Consider the following 26,050-nt stretch of genomic DNA (forward strand, 5'->3'; position numbering starts at 1 on the left):
TTCCGAAGAATCGTTTCTTCAGTCCGGGCTCTCAGCCGCTCCCGGCGCCGGGGCGCCCCACCGCCGCCGTCGCCGGCACCAGCCGGTGCCGCGCCCGGCCCATCAGCTCTTCGCGCTCGTCCTCCGTCAGCCCGCCCCACACCCCGTACGGCTCCCGGACCGCGAGGGCGTGCGCCGCGCACTGGGCGCGTACCGGGCAGCGCATGCACACCTCTTTCGCCGATGTCTCACGCGCGCTGCGGGCGGCACCGCGTTCGCCCTCGGGATGGAAGAAGAGGGAACTGTCCACGCCACGGCACGCGGCGAGCAGCTGCCAGTCCCAGAGGTCTGCGTTCGGGCCCGGAAGGCGCGAGAAATCTGCCATTGCTAGTCCCCTCGAAGCGATACCGGTTCGAGCTCGGTGCTCACGACCGTACATCTACTGTCTAAGTAGATGTAAATATGACTCATTGCGAATCTAGCCACAGACACCGTGAAAATGGAAGAAAAGCCACCAAATAGGGCATAGAGCCATGAAGGAGGGCGATACTCGGCCGTGCATCTTCTGCGTGTCCGGGCCCTCACGTAGAGTGCCGAAGGCGGCTGTCCAACCCGTAACTCTTTCGAGTGACCGTCGTTGAGAGGGCGGAAGCGGTTGGCGGAGGTAGGTCTCGGGCAGATGTCCGAGGCGGTCGATCGCTCAGGTGACGATACGTACCAGCCTGGAGGCTCAAGGTGACGCGCAGCAGCTGTGAGAGCCGCGGAGGACCGTCATGACATCCGTCCTCGTCTGTGACGACTCCCCGCTTGCCCGAGAGGCGCTCCGCCGCGCGGTCGCGACCGTGCCCGGTGTAGAGCGTGTGACGACGGCGGCCAACGGCGAGGAAGTCCTCCGCCGCTGGGGCGCCGATCGCTCGGACCTGATTCTGATGGATGTGCGGATGCCCGGACTGGGCGGGGTCGAGACGGTTCGCCGGCTGCTCTCCGCCGACCCCGGGGCCCGCATCATCATGCTCACGGTCGCCGAGGATCTGGACGGGGTCGCCCTGGCGGTCGCCGCCGGCGCCCGCGGCTATCTGCACAAGGACGCCTCCCGCGCCGAGCTGCGCGCGACGGTCACCCAGGCGCTCGCCGACCCCACCTGGCGGCTCGCCCCGCGCCGGCTGCGGTCGGCCGAGATGGGGGCCGCGCCGACGCTCACCGCGCGGGAGATCCAGGTGCTGGAGGGCATGAGCCACGGCCGTTCCAACGCGGAGATCGGACGTGAGCTGTTCCTCTCCGAGGACACGGTCAAAACCCATGCCCGGCGGCTGTTCAAGAAGCTCGGCGCCTCCGACCGGGCCCACGCGGTCGCGCTCGGATTCCGCTGGGGTCTGGTCCGCTAGGACGGCCGTGACGTGCAGCGATGCGGGGGAATGAGGGTCCCCGCCCGCCGCGTGGCGGGCGGGGTGGCAGCAGGTCCCGCAGGCGCCGCTCCGGGAGCGCCGTCCCGGTTCGGCGCGCGGTGCCGCATCCTTGAGGTATGGAGTTCCTCGGGGACGGGCCGATCCGGTGCGAGGGGAGGGCGCGGGAGATGACAGCCGGCGCACCTGCCGCGCATAACGCTTCGGTGCACAAGTACGGACCTGATGCCGCGGATCGCGCCGCGCCAAGGCACCATGGACCGATGCGCGATGACGGGATTCAGGAGATCGGCGATCTCGTCGCACGCGCCGTGGAAGGGGATCGCCGGGCCACCCACGACCTGCTGGCCCATGTGCATCCCCTCGCCCTGCGCTACTGCCGTACCCGGCTGTCCCGGCTGCCGGGTGACGCGCGGCACTTCGTGGAGGACCTCGCACAGGAGGTCTGCGTCGCGGTGCTCTGCGCGCTGCCGCGCTACCGGGACACCGGAAAGCCCTTCGAGGCGTTCGTCTTCGCCATCGCCGCCCACAAGGTCGCCGACCTGCAGCGGGCCGCGATGCGCGGCCCCGGCAGCACGGCCGTGCCGTCCAACGAGATGCCCGAGCAGCCGGACGACTCGCTGGGTCCCGAGGAGCGGGCGCTGCTCAGCAGCGACGCCGAGTGGGCCAAGAAACTGCTGGCCAACCTGCCGGAGAACCAGCGTGAGCTGGTGCTGCTGCGGGTCGCGGTCGGGCTGACGGCCGAGGAGACCGGGCAGATGCTGGGGATGTCGCCGGGTGCGGTGCGGGTGGCGCAGCACCGGGCGCTGAGCCGGCTGCGGGCGCTGGCCGAGCAGTAGCCGGACCGGCGGGGCGCGGCGTGCTCCGGCGCGGGGTCGTTGCCGGGCGGAGAGCTGTCCGGCCCGGAGCGCTGTTCCGGTCCCCGGCGGAGGCCGGGGCGGCCGAACGCCCCAAGGGAACGTACAGTCGAAGAAACGTGCAGCCGTAGGAACGTACGTCGGTACTGCGGTCAATTCATAGGAACGCACAAGTGATGCGCTCCTCACCGGCTGTGGAATGAGACGCCTGTGGTGGCCGTTAGCATGGGTGTCCGCGCTGAGGCAAGACCATTTGGGAAGGTGTCATGACTGACAACGTCGACGGAATGCCCGCCAAATTCGCGATGCTCGGTCTGACATATGACGACGTGCTGCTGCTGCCCGGCGCCTCCGAGGTGCTGCCGAACGCGGTCGACACGGCGTCCCGGGTCTCGCGCAACGTGAAGGTCAACATCCCGCTGCTGTCCGCCGCGATGGACAAGGTCACCGAGGCGCGGATGGCGATCGCCATGGCGCGGCAGGGCGGCGCGGGCGTGCTGCACCGCAACCTGTCCATCGAGGACCAGGCCAACCAGGTCGACCTGGTCAAGCGCTCCGAGTCCGGCATGGTCACCGACCCGATCACGGTCCGCCCGGACGCCACCCTCGTCGAGGCGGACGCGCTCTGTGCGAAGTTCCGCATCAGCGGCGTGCCGGTGACCGACGCCGCGGGCAAGCTGCTGGGCATCGTCACCAACCGCGACATGGCCTTCGAGCTGGACCGCAGCCGTCAGGTGCGCGAGGTCATGACCCCGATGCCGCTGGTCACCGGCAAGGTCGGCATCTCCGGCGAGGACGCCATCGAGCTGCTGCGCCGCCACAAGATCGAGAAGCTGCCGCTGGTCGACGACGCGGGCGTCCTCAAGGGCCTGATCACGGTCAAGGACTTCGTGAAGGCCGAGAAGTACCCGAACGCGGCCAAGGACGCCGAGGGCCGGCTGGTCGTCGGTGCCGCGGTGGGCGTCGGCGACGAGGCGTTCGACCGCGCCCAGGCGCTGGTCGAGGCCGGTGCGGACTTCCTGGTCGTGGACAGCGCGCACGGCCACAGCCGCGGCATCCTCGACATGATCGCCAAGGTGAAGTCCAACGTCCGCGTCGATGTGGTCGGCGGCAACGTCGCCACCCGTGACGGCGCCCAGGCGCTGATCGACGCCGGTGCGGACGGCATCAAGGTCGGTGTCGGTCCGGGCTCGATCTGCACCACCCGAGTGGTCGCCGGTGTCGGCGTACCGCAGGTCACCGCGATCTACGAGGCCGCGCAGGCCGCGAACGCGGCGGGCGTGCCGCTGATCGGCGACGGCGGCCTGCAGTTCTCCGGCGACATCGCCAAGGCCATCGCGGCCGGTGCCGACACGGTCATGCTGGGCTCGCTGCTGGCCGGCTGCGAGGAGTCGCCGGGCGAGATGGTCTTCATCAACGGCAAGCAGTTCAAGTCGTACCGCGGCATGGGTTCGCTGGGCGCGATGCAGTCCCGCGGCCAGGCGCGCTCCTTCTCCAAGGACCGCTACTTCCAGGACAACGTCCTCTCCGAGGACAAGCTGGTCCCCGAGGGCATCGAGGGCCAGGTCCCCTACCGCGGCCCGCTCGGCTCGGTGGCCCACCAGCTCATCGGTGGCCTGCGCGCCTCCATGGGCTACGTCGGCTCCGCGAACATCGAGGAGCTGAAGGACAAGGGCCGCTTCGTGCGCATCACCGCGGCGGGCCTCAAGGAGAGCCACCCGCACGACGTGCAGATGGTGACCGAGGCGCCGAACTACGCGCGGCGCTGAAGCCGGTAGGCTTGAGGCGCCTGTTTAAGGGGGTCAGATGTTGTACTCGGTGAGTTACAGCGAACGCGCGGCCCAGGTCCGCGACAGTTTGCCCGAGGACCGTAGGGCTTTGCTGGAGCGGGGCCTCAGGAAGCTGGCGGACGATCCGCGGCCGAAGATTTCAATACCGATCTCAAGCGACGAGAACACCAGGTCGCTGGCGCTCACGCAGAACATCGCGGTCGAGTACGTCATCAGCGAGGGCCTGCTGATCGTTGTTGTGGTCCACGTGGTGGACACCTCCCAGGTGCTCCTCGACAACGAAGACTGATCAAGCCCTGATACGTCCCCAGCGTCCCCGGTCGGGGATACTGGGGACGTAATCGTATGGAAGGGCCACACACGTGACTGAGATCGAGATCGGGCGCGGCAAGCGCGGCCGCCGGGCGTACGCCTTCGACGACATCGCCGTCGTACCGAGTCGGCGCACCCGCGACCCGAAGGAGGTCTCGATCGCCTGGCAGATCGATGCCTACCGTTTCGAGCTGCCGTTCCTGGCGGCCCCGATGGACTCGGTCGTCTCGCCGCAGACCGCCATCCGCATCGGTGAGCTGGGCGGCCTGGGCGTACTGAACCTGGAAGGGCTCTGGACGCGCTACGAGGACCCGGAGCCGCTGCTCGCGGAGATCGCGGAGCTGGACGGCGAGGCCGCCACCAAGCGCCTCCAGGAGATCTACGCCGCGCCGATCAAGGAAGAGCTGATCGGGCAGCGCATCAAGGAGGTGCGCGACTCCGGTGTGGTCACCGCCGCCGCGCTCTCGCCGCAGCGTACGGCCGAGTTCTCCAAGGCCGTGGTGGACGCGGGCGTGGACATCTTCGTGATCCGCGGCACCACCGTCTCGGCCGAGCACGTCTCGTCGGCCGCCGAGCCGCTGAACCTGAAGCAGTTCATCTACGAGCTGGACGTCCCGGTGATCGTCGGCGGCTGCGCCACGTACACCGCGGCCCTGCACCTGATGCGCACCGGCGCGGCGGGCGTGCTGGTCGGCTTCGGCGGCGGCGCCGCGCACACCACCCGTAACGTGCTCGGCATCCAGGTGCCGATGGCGACCGCGGTGGCCGACGTGGCCGCCGCCCGCCGCGACTACATGGACGAGTCCGGCGGCCGGTACGTGCACGTCATCGCCGACGGCGGCGTGGGCTGGTCCGGCGACCTGCCCAAGGCCATCGCCTGCGGCGCGGACGCGGTGATGATGGGCTCGCCGCTGGCGCGCGCCACCGACGCGCCGGGCCGCGGCCACCACTGGGGCATGGAGGCCGTGCACCCGGACGTGCCGCGCGGCAAGCGGATGGACCTGGGCGCGGTCGGCACCACCGAGGAGATCCTGTGCGGTCCCTCGAACACGCCGGACGGTTCGATGAACTTCTTCGGCGCGCTGCGCCGGGCGATGGCGACCACCGGTTACTCCGAGCTGAAGGAGTTCCAGCGGGTCGAGGTGACGGTCGCGCCGTCGCAGCACGACAAGCGCTGAGGCACGGCCCACGGACGCCGAAGGGCCCGGACCGCACGGAAGGTGCGGTCCGGGCCCTTCGCGTCGTGCGGGAGGGTCAGGCGCCCAGCTTCTTGGCGACCTGGAAGCCGCCGGCCGCCGCCAGCAGGTAGAAGACCACGTCGATCGCGCCGAGGTACTCCTTCCACACCGCGTGGACCACGTCGAAGTGGCCGAAGACGGTCTCGGTGAGCGAGGCGTGCGCGAGCTCGGACGTGATGAGGGCCATGCCGAAGACCTGGCCGAGGTAGAGCCCGAGCAGGCCGAGCACCGCGCCGACGACCGGCAGCGCGGCGTTGCGGCCGCCCACCTTGCCCACGACGGCGCCGATCAGCGCGCCGACGGCGAGCGCCGCGTAGCCGATCGAGGCGCCGTCGACGGCCTTGAGGACCGCGCCGTAGACACCGGCCGCGATCAGCGTGGTGACGACACCCAGCACGACGGCCAGTCCGGCGTTGCCCTGGCGGGCGGGCGGCGGAGCCGTCGGCGCCGGGAAGCCGCCCGGAGCGGGGAAGCCGCCCGGAGCGGGAGCGCCGTACGAGCCCTGCGGCGGCTGGTGGGGCTGCTGCGGCTGCTGGGGCGCGGGCGGCACGGACTGGCTCATGAAGATTTCCCCCGAGGTGGAGACCGTCGCGGCGCTGGGCACGGGACCGGTCGGCATGGACGCGCACACGTTCGATGCGCGGACACAAATTAACAGACTGGTCTGACATGTCCGCTACGGAATTCTGCCGGGCTCAGAGCCGGTACGCGGCGTCAGAGCCGGTACGCGGCCCCCGCCGGCGTCGCCCCCCGGGTGTCCAGCAGCAGCTGCGCCTTCACCGCCAGGCCCTGGAGGTCGTACGTGCGGTGGTGCTGGAGCAGCACGGTGAGGTCGGCCCCGGCGGCCGCCTCGTAGAGGGCGTCGGCGCGCGGGACGGGACGGTCCCGGACCTGCCACTGGTGGACGTACGGGTCGTGGTACGTGATGTGCGCGCCCAACTCCATGAGCCGGGAGGCGACTTCGCGGGCCGGGGAGCCTTCCTCGTCGCCGGTGTCCGGCTTGTACGTGACACCCAGCAGCAGGACCCGGGCGCCGCGCGCGGACTTGCCGTGCTCGTTGAGCAGGGTCGCGCAGCGCTGTACGACGTAGCGCGGCATCCGGCTGTTGACCTCCTGTGCCAGTTCGACCAGACGCAGTGGGTAGCCGAGTGAACGGCCCTTGTAGGAGTAGTAGTTGGGGTCGATGGGGGCGGTGTGTCCGCCGACCCCGGGACCGGGACGGAACGCCTGGAACCCGAACGGTTTGGTCTCGGCGCAGCGGATGACGTCCCACAGGTCGACGCCGATGTCGTGGCAGAGCACCGCCATCTCGTTCATGAGCGCGATGTTCAGGTGCCGGTAATTGGTCTCCAGCAGCTTGGCCGTCTCCGCCTCGCGCGGGCCGCGCGCGCGGACGACCTTGTCGGTGAGCCGGGCGTAGAACGCCGCCGCGGCCTCCGTGCAGGCCGGGGTCAGGCCGCCGATGACCTTCGGGACGGTGCTGTAGCGGTGCGCGCGGTTGCCGGGGTCGTGGCGGGCGGGGGAGCAGGCGAGGTGGAAGTCCCGTCCCGCGGTCAGGCCGGAGCCCTCTTCCAGGAGGGGGCGCAGGAATTCCTCGGTGGTGCCCGGGTAGACGGTGGACTCCAGGACGACCGTGGTGTGCGGGCGCAGCTGCGCCGCCAGTACGCGGGCGGCGTCGGCGACCGCGGTCAGGTCGAGGGCGCCGTCCGTGCCGAGTGGGGTGGGGGCGCAGATGACAGCCGTACGGACCCGGCCGAGCGCGGTGGGGTCGTCGGTGACGCGGAAGCCGGCCGCGAGCAGCCGGCGGGTCTCGGCCGGGCTGAGCGGACTGTGCGCCGTGGTGGCCGGGCGGGCGTCCGGGGGCGCGCCCGCCGCGGTGTCCGGCGCGGCCGCGGTCGGCGGCGGTCCGGGGTCGTAGCCGATGGTGCGGACGCCGGCGAGGGCGGCGGCCTGGGCGAGGGGGAGACCGATATGGCCTAGTCCGATGACGGCGAGGTCTGCGGGCATGGCTGGCTGCCGTCCTTCCCGAGCGGTTCCGGATGAGGCGGTGAAGCATAAGAGCATAAATAGACTAAGCGGACATTTGGCCCAGAATGGGGATTGGCGGATCGGGGGCGGCGGGGTGTTGCCCGGCCCGCCGGAGGGTGGATACGGGCCGGTGGCGCGGCCAAAATCGACGGACGGGGAGTGTGGCCCCGACCACAGCGGGAGGCAGCGGTGAGGACAGCGACACTCGGACCGGCCCAGCGTGCCGAAGCGCTCGCACGGATGGCGGAACGGGAGCTGGACATTTTGGTGGTCGGCGGCGGAGTCGTCGGCGCCGGCACGGCACTGGACGCGGCGACCCGCGGCCTGGACACCGGACTGGTCGAGGCCCGCGACTGGGCCTCGGGCACGTCGAGCCGGTCGAGCAAGCTCATCCACGGCGGACTGCGGTACCTGGAGATGCTGGACTTCGCGCTCGTGCGGGAAGCCCTGAAGGAGCGCGGGCTGCTGCTGGAACGGCTCGCGCCGCACCTGGTCAAGCCGGTCCCGTTCCTCTACCCGCTCACCCACAAGGGGTGGGAGCGCTGGTACGCGGGCTCCGGCGTCGCCCTGTACGACGGCATGTCGGTCTCCTCCGGGCACGGCCGCGGCCTCCCCGTCCACCGGCACCTCTCGCACAAGCGCGCGCTGCGGGTCGCCCCCTGCCTGAAGAAGGACGCCCTGGTCGGCGCGTTGCAGTACTACGACGCCCAGATGGACGACGCCCGCTTCGTGATGAACCTCGTCCGCACCGCGGCCGCCTACGGGGCGGACGCCGCCAACCGGGCCAGGGTGGTCGGCTTCCTCCGCGAGGGCGAACGCGTCGTCGGCGCCCGGGTGCAGGACGTGGAGGCGGGCGGTGAGTACGAGGTACGGGCGCGCCAGGTGGTGAACGCGACCGGCGTGTGGACCGACGACACCCAGGCCCTGATCGGCGAACGCGGCCAGTTCCACGTACGGGCGTCCAAGGGCATCCACCTGGTCGTGCCCAAGGACCGCATCCACTCGACGACCGGGCTGATCCTGCGCACGGAGAAGAGCGTGCTCTTCGTCATCCCGTGGGGCCGGCACTGGATCGTCGGCACGACCGACACGGACTGGGACCTGGACAAGGCGCACCCGGCGGCGTCCAGCGCCGACATCGACTACCTGCTGGAACACGTGAACTCGGTGCTCGCCACGCCGCTGACCCGGGACGACGTCGAGGGCGTCTACGCGGGCCTGCGCCCCCTGCTGGCCGGCGAGTCGGACGCGACCAGCAAGCTGTCGCGCGAGCACACGGTCGCGCACCCGGTGCCGGGCGTCGTCGTGGTCGCGGGCGGCAAGTACACGACGTACCGGGTGATGGCCAAGGACGCGGTGGACGAGGCGGTGCACGGGCTCGACCAGCGGGTCGCCGAGTGCGTCACCGAGGACACGCCGCTCGTCGGCGCCGAGGGCTACAAGGCGCGGTGGAACGCGCGGGCCCACACGGCGGCGCGCACCGGCCTGCACGTGGTGCGCGTCGAGCACCTGCTGAACCGTTACGGCTCCCTGGCCGACGAGGTCTTCGAGCTCGTCCTCGCCGACCCGGGACTCGGCGAGCCGCTCGCCGCCGCCGACGACTACCTGCGCGCCGAGGTCGTCTACGCCTGCACCCACGAGGGCGCCCGGCACCTCGACGACGTCCTCACCCGGCGTACGCGCATCTCCATCGAGACCTTCGACCGGGGCACCCGCAGTGCCCGCGAGTGCGCGGAGCTGATGGCGCCGGTCCTGGGCTGGGACGCGGACCAGGTCGACCGCGAGGTGCAGCACTACGAGAAGCGGGTGGAGGCGGAGCGCGAGTCGCAGCGGCAGCCGGACGACCTGACCGCCGACGCGGCGCGGCTGGGGGCGCCGGACATCGTGCCGCTGTAAAGGTACGGACCTCAGCCGGCCGGTTCTGCCGGGCGGGCCCGGACGACGTGTACGGGCCGCCCGGCAGAACTCTGTCCAGAGCACCGCAAGCGACCCGAAGGCGACCCGAAGGCGACCCGGTGGCGGTGCCGGCGAGGGTGAGCAGGCGAAGGAAGGTGCGGCGGGTGGGGCGGGTGCGGCGCGGGGAGAACCGGAGGGGGCGGTACCGGCGTGAAGGATAGGGAGGCCGGGGCCGGACCGGGTGACGGAAGGGGCTCGGGAGACGCGTAGGACGCCGGAGGAGATGAGGCCGATGATGCCCTCGTCAGCGGGGACACCGCCCTTCCGGGCCATCATGGCGGGTGCACAACAGGCGCCGAGTCGTGGACCCTGGCCTTCCCCACGGGCGCGGATGAGAGAGAATGAAGGCTCCGCCAGGGTGGGTTGTCCGAGTTGGGCCAGTTTGGTGATCGACAAGTGTTCGAGATGCCAACTCGGCTGGATTGCAGAGGGGATTCAGTGGGCGACGAGGTCGAGATGGACGGCAAGGAGGGCAGGCTGCTCGCCGGCCGGTACCGGCTCGCCGAAGTCCTCGGCCGGGGCGGAATGGGTACGGTCTGGCGCGCCCGGGACGAGGTGCTCGGCCGTACGGTCGCGGTCAAGGAACTGCGCTTCCCTGGCGGGGTCGAGGAGGACGAGAAGCGCCGCCTGATCACCCGTACGCTGCGGGAGGCCAAGGCGATCGCCCGGATCCGCAACAACGGCGCGGTCACGGTCTTCGACGTGGTCGACGAGGACGACCGCCCGTGGATCGTCATGGAGCTGGTCGAGGGCCGCTCGCTCGCCGAGGTGGTGCGCGACGACGGCCCGCTGACGCCGCGCCGGGCGGCCGAGGTCGGCCTCGCCGTCCTCGACGTGCTGAACGCCGCCCACCGCGAGGGCATCCTGCACCGCGACGTGAAGCCCTCCAACGTCCTGATGTCCGACGACGGCCGGGTCGTGCTCACCGACTTCGGCATCGCCCAGGTCGAGGGCGACCCCTCGGTGACCTCCACCGGCATGCTCGTCGGCGCGCCCTCGTACATATCGCCCGAGCGGGCCCGCGGCCAGAAGCCCGGCCCGCCGGCGGACCTGTGGTCGCTGGGCGGCCTGCTGTACGCCTGTGTCGAAGGCGTGCCCCCGTACGACAAGGGGTCGGCGATCGCGACGCTGACCGCGGTGATGACCGAGCCGCTGGAGCCGCCGAAGAGCGCCGGTGTGCTGGAAGAGGTCATCTACGGGCTGCTGGTGAAGGACCCGGCGGCGCGGCTCGACACCCCGGCGGCGCGGGCGCTGCTCCTGGACGCGGCCAGCGCGCCGGAGGACACCGGACCGGAACCGCCTGCTCCGGATGCGACCCGGGCGATGGCCCTGCCGGTCATCCCGGAGGAGCCCGCGGCGCGGTCCGAGGACCGCGGCCGGGACAAGGACCGGGGCCGGGAGACGGCGCGGCCGAAGCCGTCGGTGCCGCGCCCGCAGTGGAAGCCCAAGCAGCGCGGCAAGGACGCCGAGAGACGCGCGCCGGGAGCGGGCGGCGGTGCGTCGCGGCCGGACGCGTCGGCGGCGGGCACGGAAGCGGGTGCGCGTGCGGCGTCGGCCGCCGGTCCGCTCACGGACTCCGGGGCGCGTACGGCGCCGGGGCCCCGTAGCGGATCGGGTTCCCGTACCGGGGCGGGTGCGGGCACAGGTGCCGGCGCGGGCTCCGGAGCCAGGGCGGCGACCACCTCGACCACGCGGAGCACCACCGGCCAGTCGACGCAGACCGGCTCGACGAACGGGCCGAAGAACTGGCCCACGGCGGTCGGCTCGGCCGGCCGGACGGGTTTCGAGTCGGAGGGCGCGAAGGAGAAGGTACGGACCGCGCTCCAGGCGGTGCGCAAGGCGGCGGCCGCCGCGGCCGCCGCCGCCAGGCCGGAGCCGAAGGCGGACGACGGCGCGCGCCCGGCCGGCCCGCCGCGGGCGTCCGTCACCGACGTCGTACCCCGCCGTACGCTCGTCATCGCCGCGGTGGTCGTGGTGCTCGCCGTGCTCGGCACGGTGCTGGCCTTTGCGCTCAGCGGGGGCGACGAGAAGGACGGCGGCCGGGCGGCGGGCGCCGGCAAGGCGGCCACCGGCGCGACCGGCTCTGCCCCGGCCTCTGCCGCGGACACCTCCGGCGAGCCGGCGGACGGCAAGCCGGGCGGCGGGACCGGCCAGAGCGACCGGAACGGCGACAAGCCGGGCGGTGACGGCAAGGACAAGGCGCTGCCGCAGGGCTACGGGACGGTGTCCCACCCCGGCTTCCACTTCGCCGTGGCGCTGCCGTCCGGCTGGAAGCAGACGGACACGGCCGGCCAGAACTCCGGCGCGATCTACAGCGCGTCGGGCGGCTTCCCGCGCGTCCAGATCGACTACAACGCCAAGCCCGGCAGCGACGCCGCGGCCGCCTGGCGCAGCCTGGAGCCGGCCGTCCGCGGCAGCGTCCAGGACTACCGGCGCATCGACATCGAGCCGATCGCGTGGCGGGGGTACCCGACGGTCGCCGACTGGTCGTTCACGCGCAAGCAGAGCGGCCAGGACGTCCGCGTGCTCAACCGCGGTTTCCGGGCGGACGACCAGCACGGTTACGCCATCATGGTCACCTGCAAGGCGGACGCCTGGGACGCGGCGGAGTGCCGGCAGCTCCGGGACACCGCGTTCGCGACCTTCCAGGTGAAGGACTGAGCCACCGCGGCCGGCGTACCGCAGAGGTGCGCAGGCCGACGAGGTGTGCGCGGCGACGCCCGCAGGGCGCGAGCGAAGTCCTGGGGGAACTGTTGGCCGGAGCGCTCCTCAACCCGCGCCCCCGGCACGTATCGTGAGACCCCGAAGACCGTACGCAGCCGCAATCGGAGGGAATGCGACCGGTTTTGACCACTGGGGGTAACCAGTGGAACCGGGAGCTCCCGGGCAAAGCCGGGCAGGCGGCGTGAATCGCGCGCTGGGGAGGCGTCGTGGACGAGTACGCGGGAAGAGTGCTCGCCGAGCGCTACCGCCTGCCGGTGCCGCCGGCGGACGAGTACGAGTTCGCCGAGACCCGCGCCTTCGACACGTACAGCGGGCAGGAGGTCCTCGTACGCCAGGTGCCGCTGCCCGAAGTCGTGGACGCGGAACTCCTGGACACCGGGCACCAGGGCGGGCGCGGACAGGGGTACGGGCAGGGCCACGGGAACGGCCACGGGTACCGGGAGTCCGGCGCCGACCGTACGCCGCGGGACCCCGCCGTACGGCGCGCCCTGGAGGCCGCGACCGCCGCGGCCCGGCTGCCCGACCATCCCCAGCTCGACCAGGTCTTCGACGTCTTCGCCCAGGACGGCAGCCTGTGGATCGTCAGCGAACGCGTCGCCGCCCGCCCGCTCGCCGCGCTCCTCGCCGAACGCACCCTCACCCCGCACCGTGCGGCGGAGGTCGCCGCCGACATCCTCACCGCTCTGCGCGCCCTGCACGCGCACGGCTGGACCCACCGCAACATCACCGTCCGCACGGTCCTGGTCTGCGACGACGGGCGGGCGATCCTGACCGGCCTGGCCGCGGGCGCGGCGGAGGAAGCGCTGTGCGGGTACGACCCGGTGCCGGGGGAGGAGACGGGAGGGGGCGCTGGGGAGCATGCGGTGGTTCCGGGGGAGGGCCCCGGGGCGGGGCGGGCTTCCGCGTCGGGTCGGGCTTCCGTGCCGGGGCAGGCCTTCGCGTCGGGGCAGGATTCCACGTCGGGCGGGACGGTGGCGGAGCCGGCCGTTCCCGGAGCGGTGGCCGGGGACGGTGCCGGGGCCAGGGGGCCGGGCGGCGGCACGCCCGACGCGGACGCACGCCGGGCCCGGGCCGGTGCCATAGCCGCCTACCAGGCGGGCACCCGGGCGGCGGCCGCCCGCGCGGCCACCGGCGAGAACGCGACGGCGGCCACCGACCCCGCGCACCCCGCCGACCCGCACTTCAGCCCGTACCGGGACCACATCACCGCACCGGCGCCATCGGTGTCGCAGACGCCTGCGGCACCACCCGCTTCACCGGCATCCCCCGCCGCACCGGCATCCCCCGCCGCCCCGTCGCGGCCGGGCAGCGTCACGTACGGCGGCAGCCTTCCGGGCCCGGGGGCGGTTGCGGGGGCGCGGCCCGGAGGCATCCAGGTGCCGCACCCGTTGCCGGTGCAGCGCCCGGCGCCGGAAGCGGGGCCTTCCTCGGCCGAGCAGTCGGCGGAATCGAATCTTCCGCAGTCTCCGCAGCAGCCGCAGCCTTCGGAGCGCCCTGAGCATCCGCACCCGGCCGCTCCGTACGGGCGCCCCGGTGCGGCCCTGGCCGCCGAGCGGGCACGGCAGACCCGGATCAACGTCGTCGGTCCGGTCACCGAGCGCTGGGCGCCGGAGCAGGCCGGCCCGGTGCACGCCAACTGGCAGCTCGCGCCGCCGATCGGCCCCGCCACCGACCTGTGGGCGGTCGGCGCGCTGCTGTTCCGGATCGTGCAGGGGCACTCCGCCTACCCCGAGGACAGCGCCGCCGAGCTGGTGCAGCTGGTGTGCTCGGAACCGCCGTCGTACGCCGAGGAGTGCGGCGCGCTGCGCCCGGTCGTCGAGTCGCTGATGCGGCAGGACCCGGCGGACCGTCCGGACTTCGAGGAACTGCGCGGCTGGCTGCGGTCGCTGATCCGTACCGCGCCGGAGCCCGAGGTGGGCAGCCGGGTCGTGACCGTACCGTCGCTGGAGGGGCCGGCCGACTCGCGGCGGCTCCCGATCCTCCGGCGCCGGGGTGAGCTCGTCCGCAAGGGGCGGCACAAGAAGGCGCGCCAGTCCCGGCCGCCGCGCCCGGCCAAGCCGCCGCGGCAGCCGAAGGGCAAGCGCCCGGCCGTGGCGTACCGGGAGACCGCCCAGCACGCCCAGCCCGGCCTCACTGAAGCGCCCGTCGAGCAGCAGCCGCAGCCCCTCATACCGCCGACGCCCCAGCAGCAGCCCCAGCCCCACCCCCAGCAGCAGCCCCACCCCCACCACCCGTCCCCGTTCGCGTCACCCCCTCAGTACCAGCCTCCCGCCCAGCCGTTCGCGCCCACCACCCAGGACGGCCGGCACCCCTACGAGAACGTTCAGCCCCACCAGACACCCCGGCATCAACACCCCTCCGCCCCGCCCCCGCACCCGGCCGAACCGGCCCGCGCCCCCAAGCAGCCGCGCCCGGCCAAGCAGCTCCGGCGGACCGAGGGCGCCTCGTCCCCGGGCGGGCGCAGCCCGCGCCGCCTCGGGCTGCTTCTCGTGGGGTTGGTGATCCTGCTGGTGGTGGGCACGATCCTGGTCGCGGTGCTGTTCATGCCGAAGGCCGGCTCGGGGGAAGGCGGCGCGGACAGCGTCCGCGAACGCAAGGGCGCCGTGGGCACGCAGAGCTCGACACCTGACGGCGGCTCCGGCGACCAGGGCGAGCGCAAGCAGCAGCCGCAGACGACCGAGCCCGCCGACCTCGCCGAAGGCTTCGCGGTACGCAAGGACCCGGAAGGCTTCCAGGTCGCCGTCCACCAGGGCTGGCAGCGCCGCGGGGAGAACGAGCGCGGCCAGGTCCGTTACCTGGGGAACGACTTCGAGCTGCTGATCGTGCCCGGCCGCGACACCACGTCCCGCTACGGCACCGACCCGATGGCCTACCAGCAGGACAAGGAGGCGGAACTGGCCCCGTACCGGGAGTCCAGCTGGTCCGGCTCCTCCGGCCTGCGCCGTATCGACGTCGGCAAGGCCGCGATGGCCGAGGGCACCTTCACCTGGCAGGACAGCAGCGGCCGCCAGGTCTACGTACGCAACCTCGCGATGATCCACAACGGTCGCTACCACGTCCTCCAGGTCATCGGCCCGGACAACGAACGCCGCGAGGTCGACCGCCTCTACGACCAGGCCACGGGTTCCTACCGCCCCAACTAGTGCTGTGACCGGGAAGGTTTGCCGGGTTGTCGGTTGTGCTAGTCGGGTGTGAGGACGCCGACTGGCATGGGAGGCGGGTATGGCTTTACCGGTCAAGGTCCGCAGGCTGACTGAGCAGGAAGGACAGAAGCTCCAGCACGTCGTTCGGCGGGGCAGCACGAACTCTGTGCGATTTCGGCGGGCGATGATGCTCCTGGCCTCGGCCGGCGGCAGCACGGTCCCAGTGATCGCGCACCTGGTCCAGGCGGACGAGGACACCGTCCGTGACGTGATCCACCGCTTCAACGAGATCGGGCTCGCATGCCTGGACCCTCAGTGGACGGGAGGCCGTCCCCGCCTGCTGAGCGGTGACGACGAGGACTTCGTCGTCCGGACGGCCGCCACCCGCCCCACTGTGCTGGGCAAGCCCTTCACCCGCTGGTCGATCCGCAAACTCGCCGATCACCTGCGCCGCGACGCCGCCAGGCCCGTCCGGATCGGCCGGGAGACACTGCGCTGCCTGCTGGCCCGCCGGGGGATCTCCTTCCAGCGCACCAAGACCTGGAAGGAGTCCCCGGACCCGACATTCGACGCCAAGCTGGAACACATCGAGTACGCGCTCAATGAGCGCGCGGACCGCACGTTCGCGTTCGACGAGTTCGGGCCGCTGGGCATCCGCCCCACTGCCGGCTCCTGCTGGGCCGGACGCGGCAGGCCCGAGCGGCTGCCGGCCACGTTCCGCCGCACCCACGGCATCACCTACTTCCACGGCTGCTACTCGGTCGGCGACGACAAACTGTGGGGCGTCAACCGCAAGCGCAAAGGCATCGACCACACCTGGGCCGCCCTGCGGTCGATCCGCGCGGCCCGCCCCGACGGCGCCCCGGTCTACGTGATCCTCGACAACCTCTCCGCCCACCTGAACTGGCGCATCCGCAGGTGGGCAGCCCGCAAGAACGTCGAGCTGTGCTTCACCCCGACCTATGCGTCGTGGGCCAACCCCATCGAGGCCCACTTCGGGCCCCTGCGGCAGTTCACCCTCGCCAACTCCGACCATCCAAACCACACCGTCCAGACCAGAGCCCTGCACGCCTACCTGCGCTGGCGCAACCAGCACACCCGTCACCCCGACATCCTCGCCGCCCAACGACGCGAACGCGCCCGCATCCGCAGCGAAAAAGGCGTCCGCTGGGGCGGCAGACCATCGCCTGCCGCGACCTGACCACCAACCCGGCAAACCTTCCCGGTCACAGCACTAGCCTGGCGCAGCCGGAGGATGCAGGGCGTGGGCCGTCCTAATGGTCCGCCGCGCCTACTGGTCCGCCGCGCGCGTGCGTCTTGCGGGGCCCGTACGCATTCGTCCTTGCCGTACCCGTACCCGTCGCCGCACGTCCTCGCCGCGCGCATGCGTGCCTCGCCGCGCTCCTTGTCGGCTTCGCGGCGCCCAGCTAGCCTCGTACCTGACGGGGCGTCAGGAAACTGCTGGCGTACGCCCGTCGGCACCGGTCGGAAGAACCGCGTGAGGGGACCCGGATGGAGCTACCGCGCATCGTCAGCGTCGACGACCACGTCATCGAACCCGCGCACCTCTTCGAGACCTGGCTGCCCGCGAAGTACCGGGCGCGGGGCCCGCAGCCGCTGACCGCGGGCATCGGCGAGCTGACGTACACCGGCGGCAAGTACGCGATCACGATGGATCCGGACGGGCCGCCCACCGACTGGTGGATCTACGAGGACCTGCAGTTCCCGTACAAGCGCAACATCGCCGCCGTCGGCTTCGACCGCGACGACATGACGCTGGAGGGCATCACCCGTGCCGAGATGCGGCGCGGCTGCTGGGACCCGAGGGCACGCCTCGCGGACATGGACCTCAACCACGTCGAGGCGTCGCTGTGCTTCCCGACCTTCCCCCGGTTCTGCGGCCAGACGTTCGCCGAGGCGCGGGACAAGGAGGTCGCCCTGGCGTGCGTGCGCGCGTACAACGACTGGATGGTGGAGGAGTGGTGCGGGGACAGCGGCGGGCGGCTGATCCCGCTGTGCATCGTCCCGCTGTGGGACATCGGCCTGGCCGTGGCGGAGATAGGGCGGAACGCGGCGCGCGGGGTGCGGGCCGTGACGTTCAGCGAGATACCGACCCACCTGGGGCTGCCGTCGATCCACTCCGGCTACTGGGACCCGTTCTTCGCGGTCTGCGAGGAGACCGGGACGGTGGTCAACATGCACATCGGGTCCAGTTCGCAGATGCCGGCCGCCTCCCCGGACGCGCCGCCCGCCGTCCAGGCGTCGCTGAGCTTCAACAACGCCATGGCGTCGATGATGGACTTCCTCTTCAGCGGGGTGCTGGTGAAGTTCCCGACCCTCAAACTCGCTTACAGCGAAGGGCAGATGGGCTGGATCCCGTACGCCCTGGAGCGCGCGGACGACGTGTGGGAGGAGCACCGCGCCTGGGGAGGCGTACGCGACCTGATCCCCGAGCCGCCCTCCACGTACTACTACCGGCAGATCTTCTGCTGCTTCTTCCGTGACAAGCACGGTGTCGCCTCACTGGACGTGGTCGGCCGGGACAACGCGACCTTCGAGACCGACTACCCGCACGTGGATTCGACCTTCCCGCACACCAAGGAGGTCGCCCTGGACCACGTGGCGGGCCTGGACGAGGAGACCGTGTACAAGCTGATGCGCGGCAACGCGATCCGCATGCTCGACCTCGACCTCGCCTGATGGACCTGACGTACACGCTCGAGGAGGAGGAGTTCCGGGCCCGGCTCCGGGAATGGCTGGCCACGACGCTCCCGGACCTTCCCGCCCGGCCCGACCCGTTGGACTGGCCGGGCCGGCGCGCCTACGACCTCGGCTGGCAGCGGCGGCTGTACGACGCCGGGTACGGCGCCGTGCACTGGGACGCCTCACCCACCGTGCGGCTGATCTTCCTGGAGGAGACGGAACGCGCCGGTGCCCCCTACGTGGGCGCCAACTTCGTCGGGCTGCTGCACGCCGGGCCGACCATCGCCGCCGAGGGCACGGACGAGCAGCGCGCCCGCTGGCTGCCGCCCGTCGTGCGCGGCGACGAGGTGTGGTGCCAGGGCTTCAGCGAGCCGGAGGCGGGCTCCGACCTCGCCGCCCTGCGCACCCGCGCCGTACGGGACGGCGACGACTACGTGGTCACCGGGCAGAAGTTCTGGACCTCGCACGCGGAGATCGCGGACTGGTGCGAGTTGCTGGTGCGTACGGACCCGGAGGCGCCCCGGCACCGGGGGATCTCCTGGCTGGCGATGCCGATGGACGCCCCCGGGATCACCGTACGGCCGCTGCGTACGCTCGCCGGCCCGGCCGAGTTCGCGGAGGTCTTCCTCGACGGGGTGCGGGTGCCGGTGGCCAACCGGGTCGGCGCCGAGCACGACGGCTGGCGGGTCACCATGGTCACGCTCTCCTTCGAGCGGGGCACCGCCTTCGTCGGCGAGGTCGTGGCCTGCCGCCGTACGCTCGGCGAGCTGGCCCGCGCGGCACGGGCGAACGGGCGCTGGGACGACCCGGTGCTGCGCCGCCGGCTGGGCCGGCTGAACGCCGAGTTCACGGCCCTGTGGCGGCTCATCCAGCGCAACGTCGGCGCGGCCCGGGACACCGGCGGGGTGCCGGACGCGGGCGGCTCGGTCTTCAAGCTGCGCTACTCGCAGGCCCGCCAGGAGCTGTACGACGCGGCCGCCGAGGTGCTGGGGCCGTCCGGCGCGCTCGACGCGGACCAGCGGTGGACGGCGGACCGGCTGTCGTCCCTCTCGTACACGATCGCCGCCGGTACGTCGCAGATCCAGCGCGACATCGTCGCCGAGCGCATCCTCGGCCTGCCGAAGGGACGGTGAGGGGCGCCGTGGACCTCCGACCCACCGCTGATCAACGGGCCTTGCAGGCGGGAACCCGCGAACTGCTGACGCGGTGCTTCGGGCGGGACCGGCTGCGGGAGGCGGTGGAGGCCCCCGCGCTCGACCGCGCGCTCTGGCGCGAGCTGGGCGCGGCCGGGCTCTTCGCACTGCGGCTGCCGGAGGCGGACGGCGGGGTGGGGCTCGGCCTGCCGGACGCGGTGCTGGTCTTCGAGGAGGCCGGGCGGGCGCTGCTGCCGGGGCCGCTGGTGGCGGGGGAACTGCTGGCGGGGGTGGTGCCGGGGGTGGCCGAGGGGGAGCGGATGGTGGGGCTGTGCGAGGCGGGGAGGGGCGGGGAGGTGCTGTGGGAACACCCTGGGGACTGCGATGAGTTGATCTTGCTGGAGGGCGGGGCGGAGGCCCACGGCAGAGCGTTCTGGAACGCCCCGGACTGGCCCGTCCTGCAACCCGTCCGCTCGGTCGATCCGCTGACGCCGCTCGCGCGCGTGACGTCCTACCCGCGCCGCGCGCCGCGCTCTCTGGACGTGCCCCGGCTGCGCCGCGAGGCCGCCCTGCTGACGGCGGCGCTCCAGCTGGGCAGCGCTGCCCGTACGGTCGAGATGGCCGTGGAACACGCCCGGCGCCGAGAGCAGTTCGGCGTACGCATCGGATCGTTCCAGGCGGTGAAACATCTGTGCGCCGAGATGCTGATACGAGTGGAAATAGCGCGAAGTGCCGTTTATGCGGCTTCGCTCACCGAGCGATCACTCGCTGTAGTCGGAGCCAAGTTGCTCGCCGACGAGGCCGCCGTGCGCAACGCCCGGGACTGCCTCCAGGTGCACGGCGGAATGGGCTTCACCTGGGAGGCCGACGTCCATTTGCACCTCAAACGGGCGTGGCTCCGAGTCGAACAGTGGCAAAGCGGCGGAAAACCGGAGGAAGCACTCGCCGAGGCGCTGCTGTCCGACCAAGTCGGTGTGTAGCGCTTTGTGTGCGGAATGTCGGACTCCGTACACACAAGCGGTCACGGAGGGTCGATATCGGGTTGTGTCCTGGGCGTAACTCGTCACAGGGGGGAGTCGGCGCCCCGCTCGGGTACGCTCCCTTGGGTGCGAGTGGTTCTGAGGCGCAACAGTTCCCGTGGGGTCGTGGCGACCGACCCGGGATGCCGAACGCGCTCCACCCGCCCTCGAAGGAGGGGTGTGAAGCCCTCTTGTTCGACTCCCGGCAATGCGCGTCGCACAGTATGCACCACGCATACTCCCTTGCGCTGGAATATGCCCGAAGCGCTTGTTGGGGTGACTGAACGTCAACCATGCTGTGCATCACCGGGGTCACGGAGTGTGACCTCGAGGAGGCGCGAGGCGATGTGTCCGCCGGTTCGGATGGTGTGAGCGGTGCAGGTGCTTCAGGTGCAGTTGGAAGTCCGGCCTGACCCCGCGGAGGTGGGGCGGGCCCGGAGGTGGGCCAGGTCGCGGCTGGCCGGCTCGGGTATAGAGGCCGACGAGCCGTTGGCGGAGACGCTGATCCTGCTGATCTCCGAGTTGGTCACCAATGCCGTCGTGCATACCGGGAACCCCGCCCAGCTGCGGATGTGCTTCTCGGGTTCGGGTGCCGTGGTGGGCACCGTACGGGTCGAGGTCGCGGACCGCAGCACCCGCGCGCCACGCCCCCGGCGGGCCGACGGCGACGACACGAACGGCCGCGGTCTGGAGCTGGTCGACGGCCTGGCGGACCGCTGGGGCTGGCGGCCCGAGGGGACCGGCAAGAGCATCTGGTGCGAGGTGGACCGCGGTCAGTCGATGCTGATGGCGGCCGGGTCGGACCTGGGGGCGTACGACCCGCACTGCGCCGTACCGCACCGCGCCTGACCGCCTGACCGTCTGACCGAAGGAAAGTCCGGACCAGGTGTTGACGTGGCGTGGCCGCGTGATCACGCTGGGGCGGAGCGATTCGCCGCGAGGGGACGCCGAGGACACGGGGCGGGGCCTCGGCGAGTGCGGGTCGTGTCCCGTAGCCGGGTGGTGGTCCGCGGTGCCACGCTCGGGGTGCGCACGGGCGTACCGCCACCCGGCTGGGGCGCCGTGGCTGCCCGTAGGGCGGCCTCAGAGCACCGCGACCGGCGCCACCGGCGTGCCGGCGCCGCCCACGAACGGCTCGGCCATCGCGGTGAGGAAGAACGCGTAACGGTTCTCCTCCGCGCAGGCCCCGGCCAGCTCCTCCAGGTTCCAGTTCTGGCCCTGGATCATGCCCATCTCCACCAGGTGCAGCGCGTGCACGGGCATCCAGAGGCCGTCGATCTCCGGCGGGAAGATCTCGAAGGCGAGGGTGTCGACGGCGACGGCCGCGATGTCGCGGGCGTGGAACCACTCGGGCGTACGGACCGACAGCCCCGGTGACGGGAAGGCGTACGCGTCCCGGTCACCCGCCAGGTAGTGCTGCATCTGCCCCGTACGGACCAGCACGATGTCGCCGGGCCTCACCCGTGTCCCGGCCAGCTCCTCCGCCGCGTCCAGATCCTCCGGCGTCACCGCGTGGCCGGCGGGCAGCCTGCCGGGGCCCCCGGAGTCCTCGCGGCGGGCGCGGGCCACGTCGAGCAGGACACCGCGCGAGACGATCGGGGGCGCCTTCTCGATGCCGAGGACGGTGGCGCCGCCGTGCGCGGTGACGGAGTCGGCGGGGCGGTTGTTGTAGAGCCGGCCGGAGTGCGAGACATGGGTCAGGCCGTCCCAGTGGGTGGCGGCCTGGAGGCCCATGGTGACGGCGTCGTCGGAGACGGCGACCGTCCCCGGGCCGAAGATCTCCTGGTTGATCGCGGTCATGGTGTGCAGGGGGTTGACCCGGCCGGGGATCAGGCCGGTCTGCACGCCGTCCTGCCGCAGCGGCAGCGCGAGGGCGATACGGCGGCCGGAGCGGACGGTGGCGGCGGCCTCCCGGACGACGCCGGGCGTGAGCAGGTTGAGCGTGCCGATCTCGTCGTCCGCGCCCCAGCGGCCCCAGTTGTTCACGCGCTTGGCGAGGGTGTGGAACTCGGCGGGCAGTGACATGGGCCCTCCTGGGGGTGGTCGAGGGGGTGCGTCGGTGTGTGCGTCGGGGTGTGCCGCTGGCGGCCGCGCTGCGGACGCTGCTCCGGGCTGGGCTCCGGGCTGCGCCGGGTCTTGTGCTCGGTGCGGGTCTGCTCAAAAATCTAACGGGCCGTCAGAAACTGCGGGAAGGGGCGCGGCATGGGGAACTTCTTGGCGGACAAGGTGGTCGCCGTCACCGGCGCGGGCCGCGGCATCGGGCGCGCGGTGGCCCTGGCCTGCGCCGCACAGGGCGCCCGGGTGGTCGTCAACGACTACGGGGTGGCGGTCGACGGCGCCGGGCCGAGCGGCGAGGTCGCCGAGGCGGTGGTCAAGGAGATCGAGCAGGCGGGCGGCGAGGCGGTCGCCGTCGCGGACGACGTCTCCACGATGGCGGGCGGGCAGCGGATCGTCGACACGGCGCTCACCCGCTACGGGCGGGTGGACGGCGTGGTGTGCGTGGCCGGCATCCTGCGCGAACGGATGCTCTTCAACATGACCGAGGAGGAGTGGGACCCGGTCGTCGCCACCCACCTGAAGGGCACCTTCACCGTGTTCCGGGCGGCCTCGGCGGTCATGCGCCGGCAGCGCTCCGGCACCCTCATCGGCTTCACCAGCGGCAACCACCAGGGCAGCGTCTCGCAGGCCAACTACGCCGCGGCCAAGGGCGGCATCATCTCGCTGGTGCGCAGCGCCGCCCTCGGCCTCAGCCGGTACGGCGTGACCGCCAACGCGGTCGCCCCCGTCGCCCGTACGCGGATGTCGGCCGGCGTGCCGACGGAGCTGACGGAGATCGGCGAGCCCGAGGACGTCGCGGCCCTCGTCGTCTATCTGCTCAGCGACCGCGCCCAGCAGGAACGCATCACCGGGCAGGTCTACACGGTCGCCGGACCGAAGATCGCGGTGTGGGCCCAGCCGAGGGAGCTGCGCTCCGGGTACGCGGAGGGTGGGTGGACGCCGGAGAAGATCGCGGAGTTCCTGCCGGGGGCGGTGGGGGTCGATCCGATGCCGTTGCTGGCTCGGGTGGAGGGGATGGCCGCGGACGCGGCCGGGGGGCGCCGACCCAACGCGTAGGCCACCGGGGGTGGCCAGGGGGCCGGTTCCTGGGTGCCGGTTCGCTTTCGGGTGCGGCGCCGTTCGCGCCTGCGGCGGGCGGTGGCCGCGAGGCCCCCTTCGGGCGCGGCCTTCCGGCTCAACGGTGCCGGTTCGCACTCGGGTGCGCCGCCGTTGCGCCTGCGGCGGGCGGTGGCCGCTGCGCGGGGCTGTCAGGGTTCGGGGGCGGGCCTGCGCGGCAGGCCGCTCCGGCCCGCCCCCTTCCGTTGGGGGGTGGGAGGAGAGGTGGGCGGGGGCCGATCTCGGTGGGAGGCGGACGGTGGATTTCTCGGCTGGTGTCGAAGACGAGGTGTTCCGGGATGAGGTGCGTCGTTGGCTGGCGGAGCATTTGGGTGAGGAGTGGCTGGACGGGCGTGAGGATTTCGGCGTACGTCGTCGCTGGGAGCGGGAGTTGGGGCTTGGCGGGTGGGTCGGGATCGGCTGGGACCGTGCGTACGGCTCCTTCGGGAACCGGGGCGCCACGCTGACGCAGCAGGTCGTGTGGGCCGAGGAGTACGCCGCGGCGCGTGCGCCGGAGCGGGTGGGGCACATCGGGGAGCAGTTGCTGGCGCCGACGCTGATCGCGTACGGGGACGACGCGCAGCGGAAACGTTTCCTGCCGCCTGTCGCGCGGGGCGAGGAGCTGTGGTGCCAGGGGTACAGCGAGCCCGGCGCGGGCTCGGACCTCGCGGCGGTCCGTACGGCGGCCGTGCGGGACGGGGGCACGTACCGGATCAGCGGGCAGAAGATCTGGACCTCGCTCGCGCGGGAGGCCGACTGGTGTTTCGTGCTGGCCAGGACCGATCCGGGGGAGCGGCGGCACCGGGGGCTGTCCTTCCTGCTGGTGCCGATGGACCAGCCGGGGCGCATCGAGGTGCGGCCGATCCGGCAGTTGACGGGGACGTCCGAGTTCAACGAGGTGTTCTTCGACGGGGCGGTGGCGCGCGCCACGCACGTGGTGGGCGGGCCGGGCGCCGGATGGCGGGTGGCCATGGGGCTGCTGGCGCTGGAGCGCGGTGTCTCGACACTCACCCAACAGGTCGCGTTTGCCGACGAGTTGCGCGGGGTGGCCCGTGAGGCGGTGCGTACGGGGGCGGTGGACGACCCCGTACTGCGGGACCGGCTCGTGCGGCAGTGGGCCGAGCTGCGGGTGATGCGGTGGAACGCGCTGCGCACGCTCGGCCCGGCGGCCGGGGACGCGGGCGCGCCCAGTGTGGCGAAGCTGCTGTGGTCCGGCTGGCACCAGCGGATGGGGGAGCTGGCGATGCAGGTACGGGGAGCGGGCGCGGCGTGCGGTCCGGAGCCGTGGACGGCGGACTCCGCCTATGAACTCGACACGGCGCAGCGGCAGTTCCTCTTCAGCCGGGCCGACACGGTCTACGGCGGTTCGGACGAGATCCAGCGCACGATCATTGCCGGGCGGGTGCTCGGCCTCGGCGGAGGGCGGGAGCGGTGATGCGAGGCGTCATGTTCGAGGGTGACCGGCCGCGGGTCGTGGACGACCTGGAGGTACGGGCACCGGGGCCGGGCGAGGTGCTGGTCGGCATCCGGGCGGCGGGGCTGTGCCACAGCGATGTGTCAGTGGTCGATGGGACGATTCCTTATCCGGTGCCGGTGGTGCTGGGGCACGAGGGTGCGGGTGTGGTCGAGGAGGTGGGGGACGGGGTCACGCAGGTAGCGGCAGGAGATCATGTCGCGCTGTCCACGCTGGCCAACTGCGGGACGTGCGCGGAGTGCGACCGCGGCCGGCCGACGATGTGCCGCGCCTCGATCGGGATGCCCGGGAAGCCGTTCCGGCACGGCGGCCGGGAGGTGTACAGCTTCGCGTCCAGCTCGGCCTTCGCCGAGCGTACGGTCGTGCGGGCCGTGCAGGCGGTGCGGATTCCCCGCGGCATACCGCTGACGTCGGCGGCGCTGATCGGGTGCGGTGTGCTGACCGGGGTCGGCGCCGTCCTGAACCGCGCGCGGGTGGAGCAGGGCGACACGGTGGTGGTGATCGGCACGGGCGGCATCGGGCTGAACGTGCTCCAGGGCGCCCGGCTGGCCGGTGCCTCACCGATCGTCGCTGTGGACGTCAACCCGGCCAAGGAGGCGGTGGCGCGGCTCTTCGGCGCGACGCACTTCGTGGACGCGTCGGCGGTGCCGGACACCGTCGAGGCCGTACGCGGCGTCCTGCCGTACGGCGCCGACCACGCCTTCGAGTGCGTGGGCCGTACGGAGCTGATCCGGCAGGCCGTGGACCTCCTCGGCCGGCACGGCCAGGCGGTGCTGCTGGGCGTGCCCCCGGCCACCGCCGAGGCGTCGTTCCTGGTCTCGTCGATGTATCTGGACAAGTCCATCCTGGGCTGCCGCTACGGCTCCTCCCGCCCGCAGCGTGACATCGCGCGGTACGCGAGGTTCTACGAGGAGGGCCGTCTCCTCCTGGACGAGCTGGTGACCAGGACGTACGCGGTCAAGGACTTCGACGCGGCGGTGGAGGACCTGCGACGGGGGCGGGTGGCACGAGGGGTGCTGACGTTCTGACGCACCGCCCTCCGGGAGCGGCGCCCGCACTCCCCGCCGCGCTGCACGTCGTCGTCGATGGCGTACAGGTCGCGGCTTCGCGGCAGACCTTCGACCAGGTCCAGGATCGT

At 72.3% G+C, this 26,050-nt stretch carries 20 protein-coding genes; 16 read left to right on the forward strand and 4 right to left on the reverse strand.

Going from position 1 to position 26,050, the window contains the following annotated elements; translation table 11 throughout:
- Positions 1–31: 31 nt before the first annotated feature.
- Positions 32–364, reverse strand: a complete 333-nt coding sequence (locus OEIGOIKO_RS23605) for a WhiB family transcriptional regulator (RefSeq protein ID WP_125055690.1) — start codon at positions 362–364, stop codon at positions 32–34.
- A 388-nt stretch (positions 365–752) separates the two neighbouring features.
- Here OEIGOIKO_RS23605 and OEIGOIKO_RS23610 point away from each other — a divergent pair, with 388 nt between their 5' ends.
- From OEIGOIKO_RS23610 to OEIGOIKO_RS23630, 5 genes are all read left to right on the forward strand, one after another.
- Positions 753–1,364 (forward strand): response regulator transcription factor, encoded by a 612-nt coding sequence (locus tag OEIGOIKO_RS23610; RefSeq protein WP_003948568.1) that lies wholly within the window; start codon positions 753–755, stop codon positions 1,362–1,364.
- Positions 1,365–1,645: 281 nt separating this feature from the next.
- A complete protein-coding gene (locus tag OEIGOIKO_RS23615; protein ID WP_003984493.1) occupies positions 1,646–2,221 on the forward strand; it encodes a sigma-70 family RNA polymerase sigma factor in 576 nt (191 codons plus the stop codon).
- A 284-nt stretch (positions 2,222–2,505) separates the two neighbouring features.
- Positions 2,506–4,008, forward strand: a complete 1,503-nt coding sequence (gene guaB, locus OEIGOIKO_RS23620) for an IMP dehydrogenase (protein ID WP_125055691.1) — start codon at positions 2,506–2,508, stop codon at positions 4,006–4,008.
- A 49-nt stretch (positions 4,009–4,057) separates the two neighbouring features.
- Positions 4,058–4,318, forward strand: a complete 261-nt coding sequence (locus tag OEIGOIKO_RS23625) for a hypothetical protein (protein ID WP_246177499.1) — start codon at positions 4,058–4,060, stop codon at positions 4,316–4,318.
- Positions 4,319–4,391: 73 nt separating this feature from the next.
- Positions 4,392–5,519, forward strand: a complete 1,128-nt coding sequence (locus OEIGOIKO_RS23630; RefSeq protein ID WP_030675082.1) for a GuaB3 family IMP dehydrogenase-related protein — start codon at positions 4,392–4,394, stop codon at positions 5,517–5,519.
- 76 nt (positions 5,520–5,595) lie between these two features.
- On the opposite strand, the gene OEIGOIKO_RS23635 is transcribed toward OEIGOIKO_RS23630, so the two are convergent.
- Positions 5,596–6,141 carry a hypothetical protein gene (locus OEIGOIKO_RS23635; RefSeq protein ID WP_125055693.1) on the reverse strand — a complete coding sequence of 182 codons (546 nt, stop codon included), beginning with the start codon at positions 6,139–6,141 and terminating at the stop codon, positions 5,596–5,598.
- 152 nt (positions 6,142–6,293) lie between these two features.
- Positions 6,294–7,586 carry a nucleotide sugar dehydrogenase gene (locus tag OEIGOIKO_RS23640; RefSeq protein ID WP_125055694.1) on the reverse strand — a complete coding sequence of 431 codons (1,293 nt, stop codon included), beginning with the start codon at positions 7,584–7,586 and terminating at the stop codon, positions 6,294–6,296.
- A 210-nt stretch (positions 7,587–7,796) separates the two neighbouring features.
- On the opposite strand from OEIGOIKO_RS23640, the gene OEIGOIKO_RS23645 reads away from it, so the two are divergent.
- The 8 genes from OEIGOIKO_RS23645 (at position 7,797) to OEIGOIKO_RS23680 (ending at position 21,134) form a co-directional block, all read left to right on the forward strand.
- Positions 7,797–9,503 carry a glycerol-3-phosphate dehydrogenase/oxidase gene (locus OEIGOIKO_RS23645; RefSeq protein ID WP_125055695.1) on the forward strand — a complete coding sequence of 569 codons (1,707 nt, stop codon included), beginning with the start codon at positions 7,797–7,799 and terminating at the stop codon, positions 9,501–9,503.
- A gap of 498 nt (positions 9,504–10,001) precedes the next feature.
- Positions 10,002–12,224 carry a serine/threonine-protein kinase gene (locus OEIGOIKO_RS23650; protein WP_174857205.1) on the forward strand — a complete coding sequence of 741 codons (2,223 nt, stop codon included), beginning with the start codon at positions 10,002–10,004 and terminating at the stop codon, positions 12,222–12,224.
- Between the two features lie 269 nt (positions 12,225–12,493).
- Positions 12,494–15,430, forward strand: a complete 2,937-nt coding sequence (locus OEIGOIKO_RS23655) for a protein kinase (RefSeq protein ID WP_125055696.1) — start codon at positions 12,494–12,496, stop codon at positions 15,428–15,430.
- A gap of 79 nt (positions 15,431–15,509) precedes the next feature.
- Positions 15,510–16,631 (forward strand): IS630 family transposase, encoded by a 1,122-nt coding sequence (locus OEIGOIKO_RS23660; protein ID WP_125051381.1) that lies wholly within the window; start codon positions 15,510–15,512, stop codon positions 16,629–16,631.
- Between the two features lie 311 nt (positions 16,632–16,942).
- A complete protein-coding gene (locus OEIGOIKO_RS23665; RefSeq protein WP_125055697.1) occupies positions 16,943–18,130 on the forward strand; it encodes an amidohydrolase family protein in 1,188 nt (395 codons plus the stop codon).
- Positions 18,130–19,266: an acyl-CoA dehydrogenase family protein gene (locus OEIGOIKO_RS23670; protein ID WP_125055698.1), complete on the forward strand. Its 1,137-nt coding sequence runs from the start codon at positions 18,130–18,132 to the stop codon at positions 19,264–19,266. The genes OEIGOIKO_RS23665 and OEIGOIKO_RS23670 overlap by 1 nt, the downstream gene beginning before the upstream one ends.
- A gap of 8 nt (positions 19,267–19,274) precedes the next feature.
- Positions 19,275–20,246: an acyl-CoA dehydrogenase family protein gene (locus OEIGOIKO_RS23675; RefSeq protein ID WP_125055699.1), complete on the forward strand. Its 972-nt coding sequence runs from the start codon at positions 19,275–19,277 to the stop codon at positions 20,244–20,246.
- 414 nt (positions 20,247–20,660) lie between these two features.
- A complete protein-coding gene (locus OEIGOIKO_RS23680) occupies positions 20,661–21,134 on the forward strand; it encodes an ATP-binding protein (protein ID WP_125055700.1) in 474 nt (157 codons plus the stop codon).
- 234 nt (positions 21,135–21,368) lie between these two features.
- Here the strand turns inward: OEIGOIKO_RS23680 and OEIGOIKO_RS23685 are convergent, their stop codons facing one another.
- Positions 21,369–22,310: a cyclase family protein gene (locus tag OEIGOIKO_RS23685; protein WP_125055701.1), complete on the reverse strand. Its 942-nt coding sequence runs from the start codon at positions 22,308–22,310 to the stop codon at positions 21,369–21,371.
- A gap of 177 nt (positions 22,311–22,487) precedes the next feature.
- Here OEIGOIKO_RS23685 and OEIGOIKO_RS23690 point away from each other — a divergent pair, with 177 nt between their 5' ends.
- The 3 genes from OEIGOIKO_RS23690 (at position 22,488) to OEIGOIKO_RS23700 (ending at position 25,940) form a co-directional block, all read left to right on the forward strand.
- The gene (locus OEIGOIKO_RS23690; protein WP_125055702.1) at positions 22,488–23,399 is read left to right on the forward strand and encodes an SDR family oxidoreductase; all 912 of its coding nucleotides are present in this window, start codon (positions 22,488–22,490) and stop codon (positions 23,397–23,399) included.
- 298 nt (positions 23,400–23,697) lie between these two features.
- Complete coding sequence (locus OEIGOIKO_RS23695) at positions 23,698–24,873, forward strand: acyl-CoA dehydrogenase family protein (protein WP_125055703.1); 1,176 nt, start codon at positions 23,698–23,700, stop codon at positions 24,871–24,873.
- The gene (locus tag OEIGOIKO_RS23700; RefSeq protein ID WP_125055704.1) at positions 24,873–25,940 is read left to right on the forward strand and encodes a Zn-dependent alcohol dehydrogenase; all 1,068 of its coding nucleotides are present in this window, start codon (positions 24,873–24,875) and stop codon (positions 25,938–25,940) included. Before OEIGOIKO_RS23695 ends, OEIGOIKO_RS23700 begins: the two co-directional genes overlap by 1 nt.
- Positions 25,941–26,050 lie beyond the last annotated feature (110 nt).

Source organism: Streptomyces paromomycinus, from assembly GCF_003865155.1.
In the GTDB taxonomy this organism is placed as follows: Bacteria; Actinomycetota; Actinomycetes; order Streptomycetales; family Streptomycetaceae; genus Streptomyces; species Streptomyces chrestomyceticus.

Excerpts from the sequence above, each read along its gene's own strand:
- OEIGOIKO_RS23700 (WP_125055704.1), top strand. The coding sequence starts at position 24,873 with ATGCGAGGCGTCATGTTCGAGGGTGACCGGCCGCGGGTCGTGGACGAC.
- OEIGOIKO_RS23640 (WP_125055694.1), bottom strand. The coding sequence starts at position 7,586 with ATGCCCGCAGACCTCGCCGTCATCGGACTAGGCCATATCGGTCTCCCC.
- OEIGOIKO_RS23635 (WP_125055693.1), bottom strand. The coding sequence starts at position 6,141 with ATGAGCCAGTCCGTGCCGCCCGCGCCCCAGCAGCCGCAGCAGCCCCAC.
- OEIGOIKO_RS23615 (WP_003984493.1), top strand. The coding sequence starts at position 1,646 with ATGCGCGATGACGGGATTCAGGAGATCGGCGATCTCGTCGCACGCGCC.
- guaB (WP_125055691.1), top strand. The coding sequence starts at position 2,506 with ATGACTGACAACGTCGACGGAATGCCCGCCAAATTCGCGATGCTCGGT.
- OEIGOIKO_RS23610 (WP_003948568.1), top strand. The coding sequence starts at position 753 with ATGACATCCGTCCTCGTCTGTGACGACTCCCCGCTTGCCCGAGAGGCG.
- OEIGOIKO_RS23685 (WP_125055701.1), bottom strand. The coding sequence starts at position 22,310 with ATGTCACTGCCCGCCGAGTTCCACACCCTCGCCAAGCGCGTGAACAAC.
- OEIGOIKO_RS23670 (WP_125055698.1), top strand. The coding sequence starts at position 18,130 with ATGGACCTGACGTACACGCTCGAGGAGGAGGAGTTCCGGGCCCGGCTC.
- OEIGOIKO_RS23660 (WP_125051381.1), top strand. The coding sequence starts at position 15,510 with ATGGCTTTACCGGTCAAGGTCCGCAGGCTGACTGAGCAGGAAGGACAG.
- OEIGOIKO_RS23665 (WP_125055697.1), top strand. The coding sequence starts at position 16,943 with ATGGAGCTACCGCGCATCGTCAGCGTCGACGACCACGTCATCGAACCC.
- OEIGOIKO_RS23690 (WP_125055702.1), top strand. The coding sequence starts at position 22,488 with ATGGGGAACTTCTTGGCGGACAAGGTGGTCGCCGTCACCGGCGCGGGC.
- OEIGOIKO_RS23605 (WP_125055690.1), bottom strand. The coding sequence starts at position 364 with ATGGCAGATTTCTCGCGCCTTCCGGGCCCGAACGCAGACCTCTGGGAC.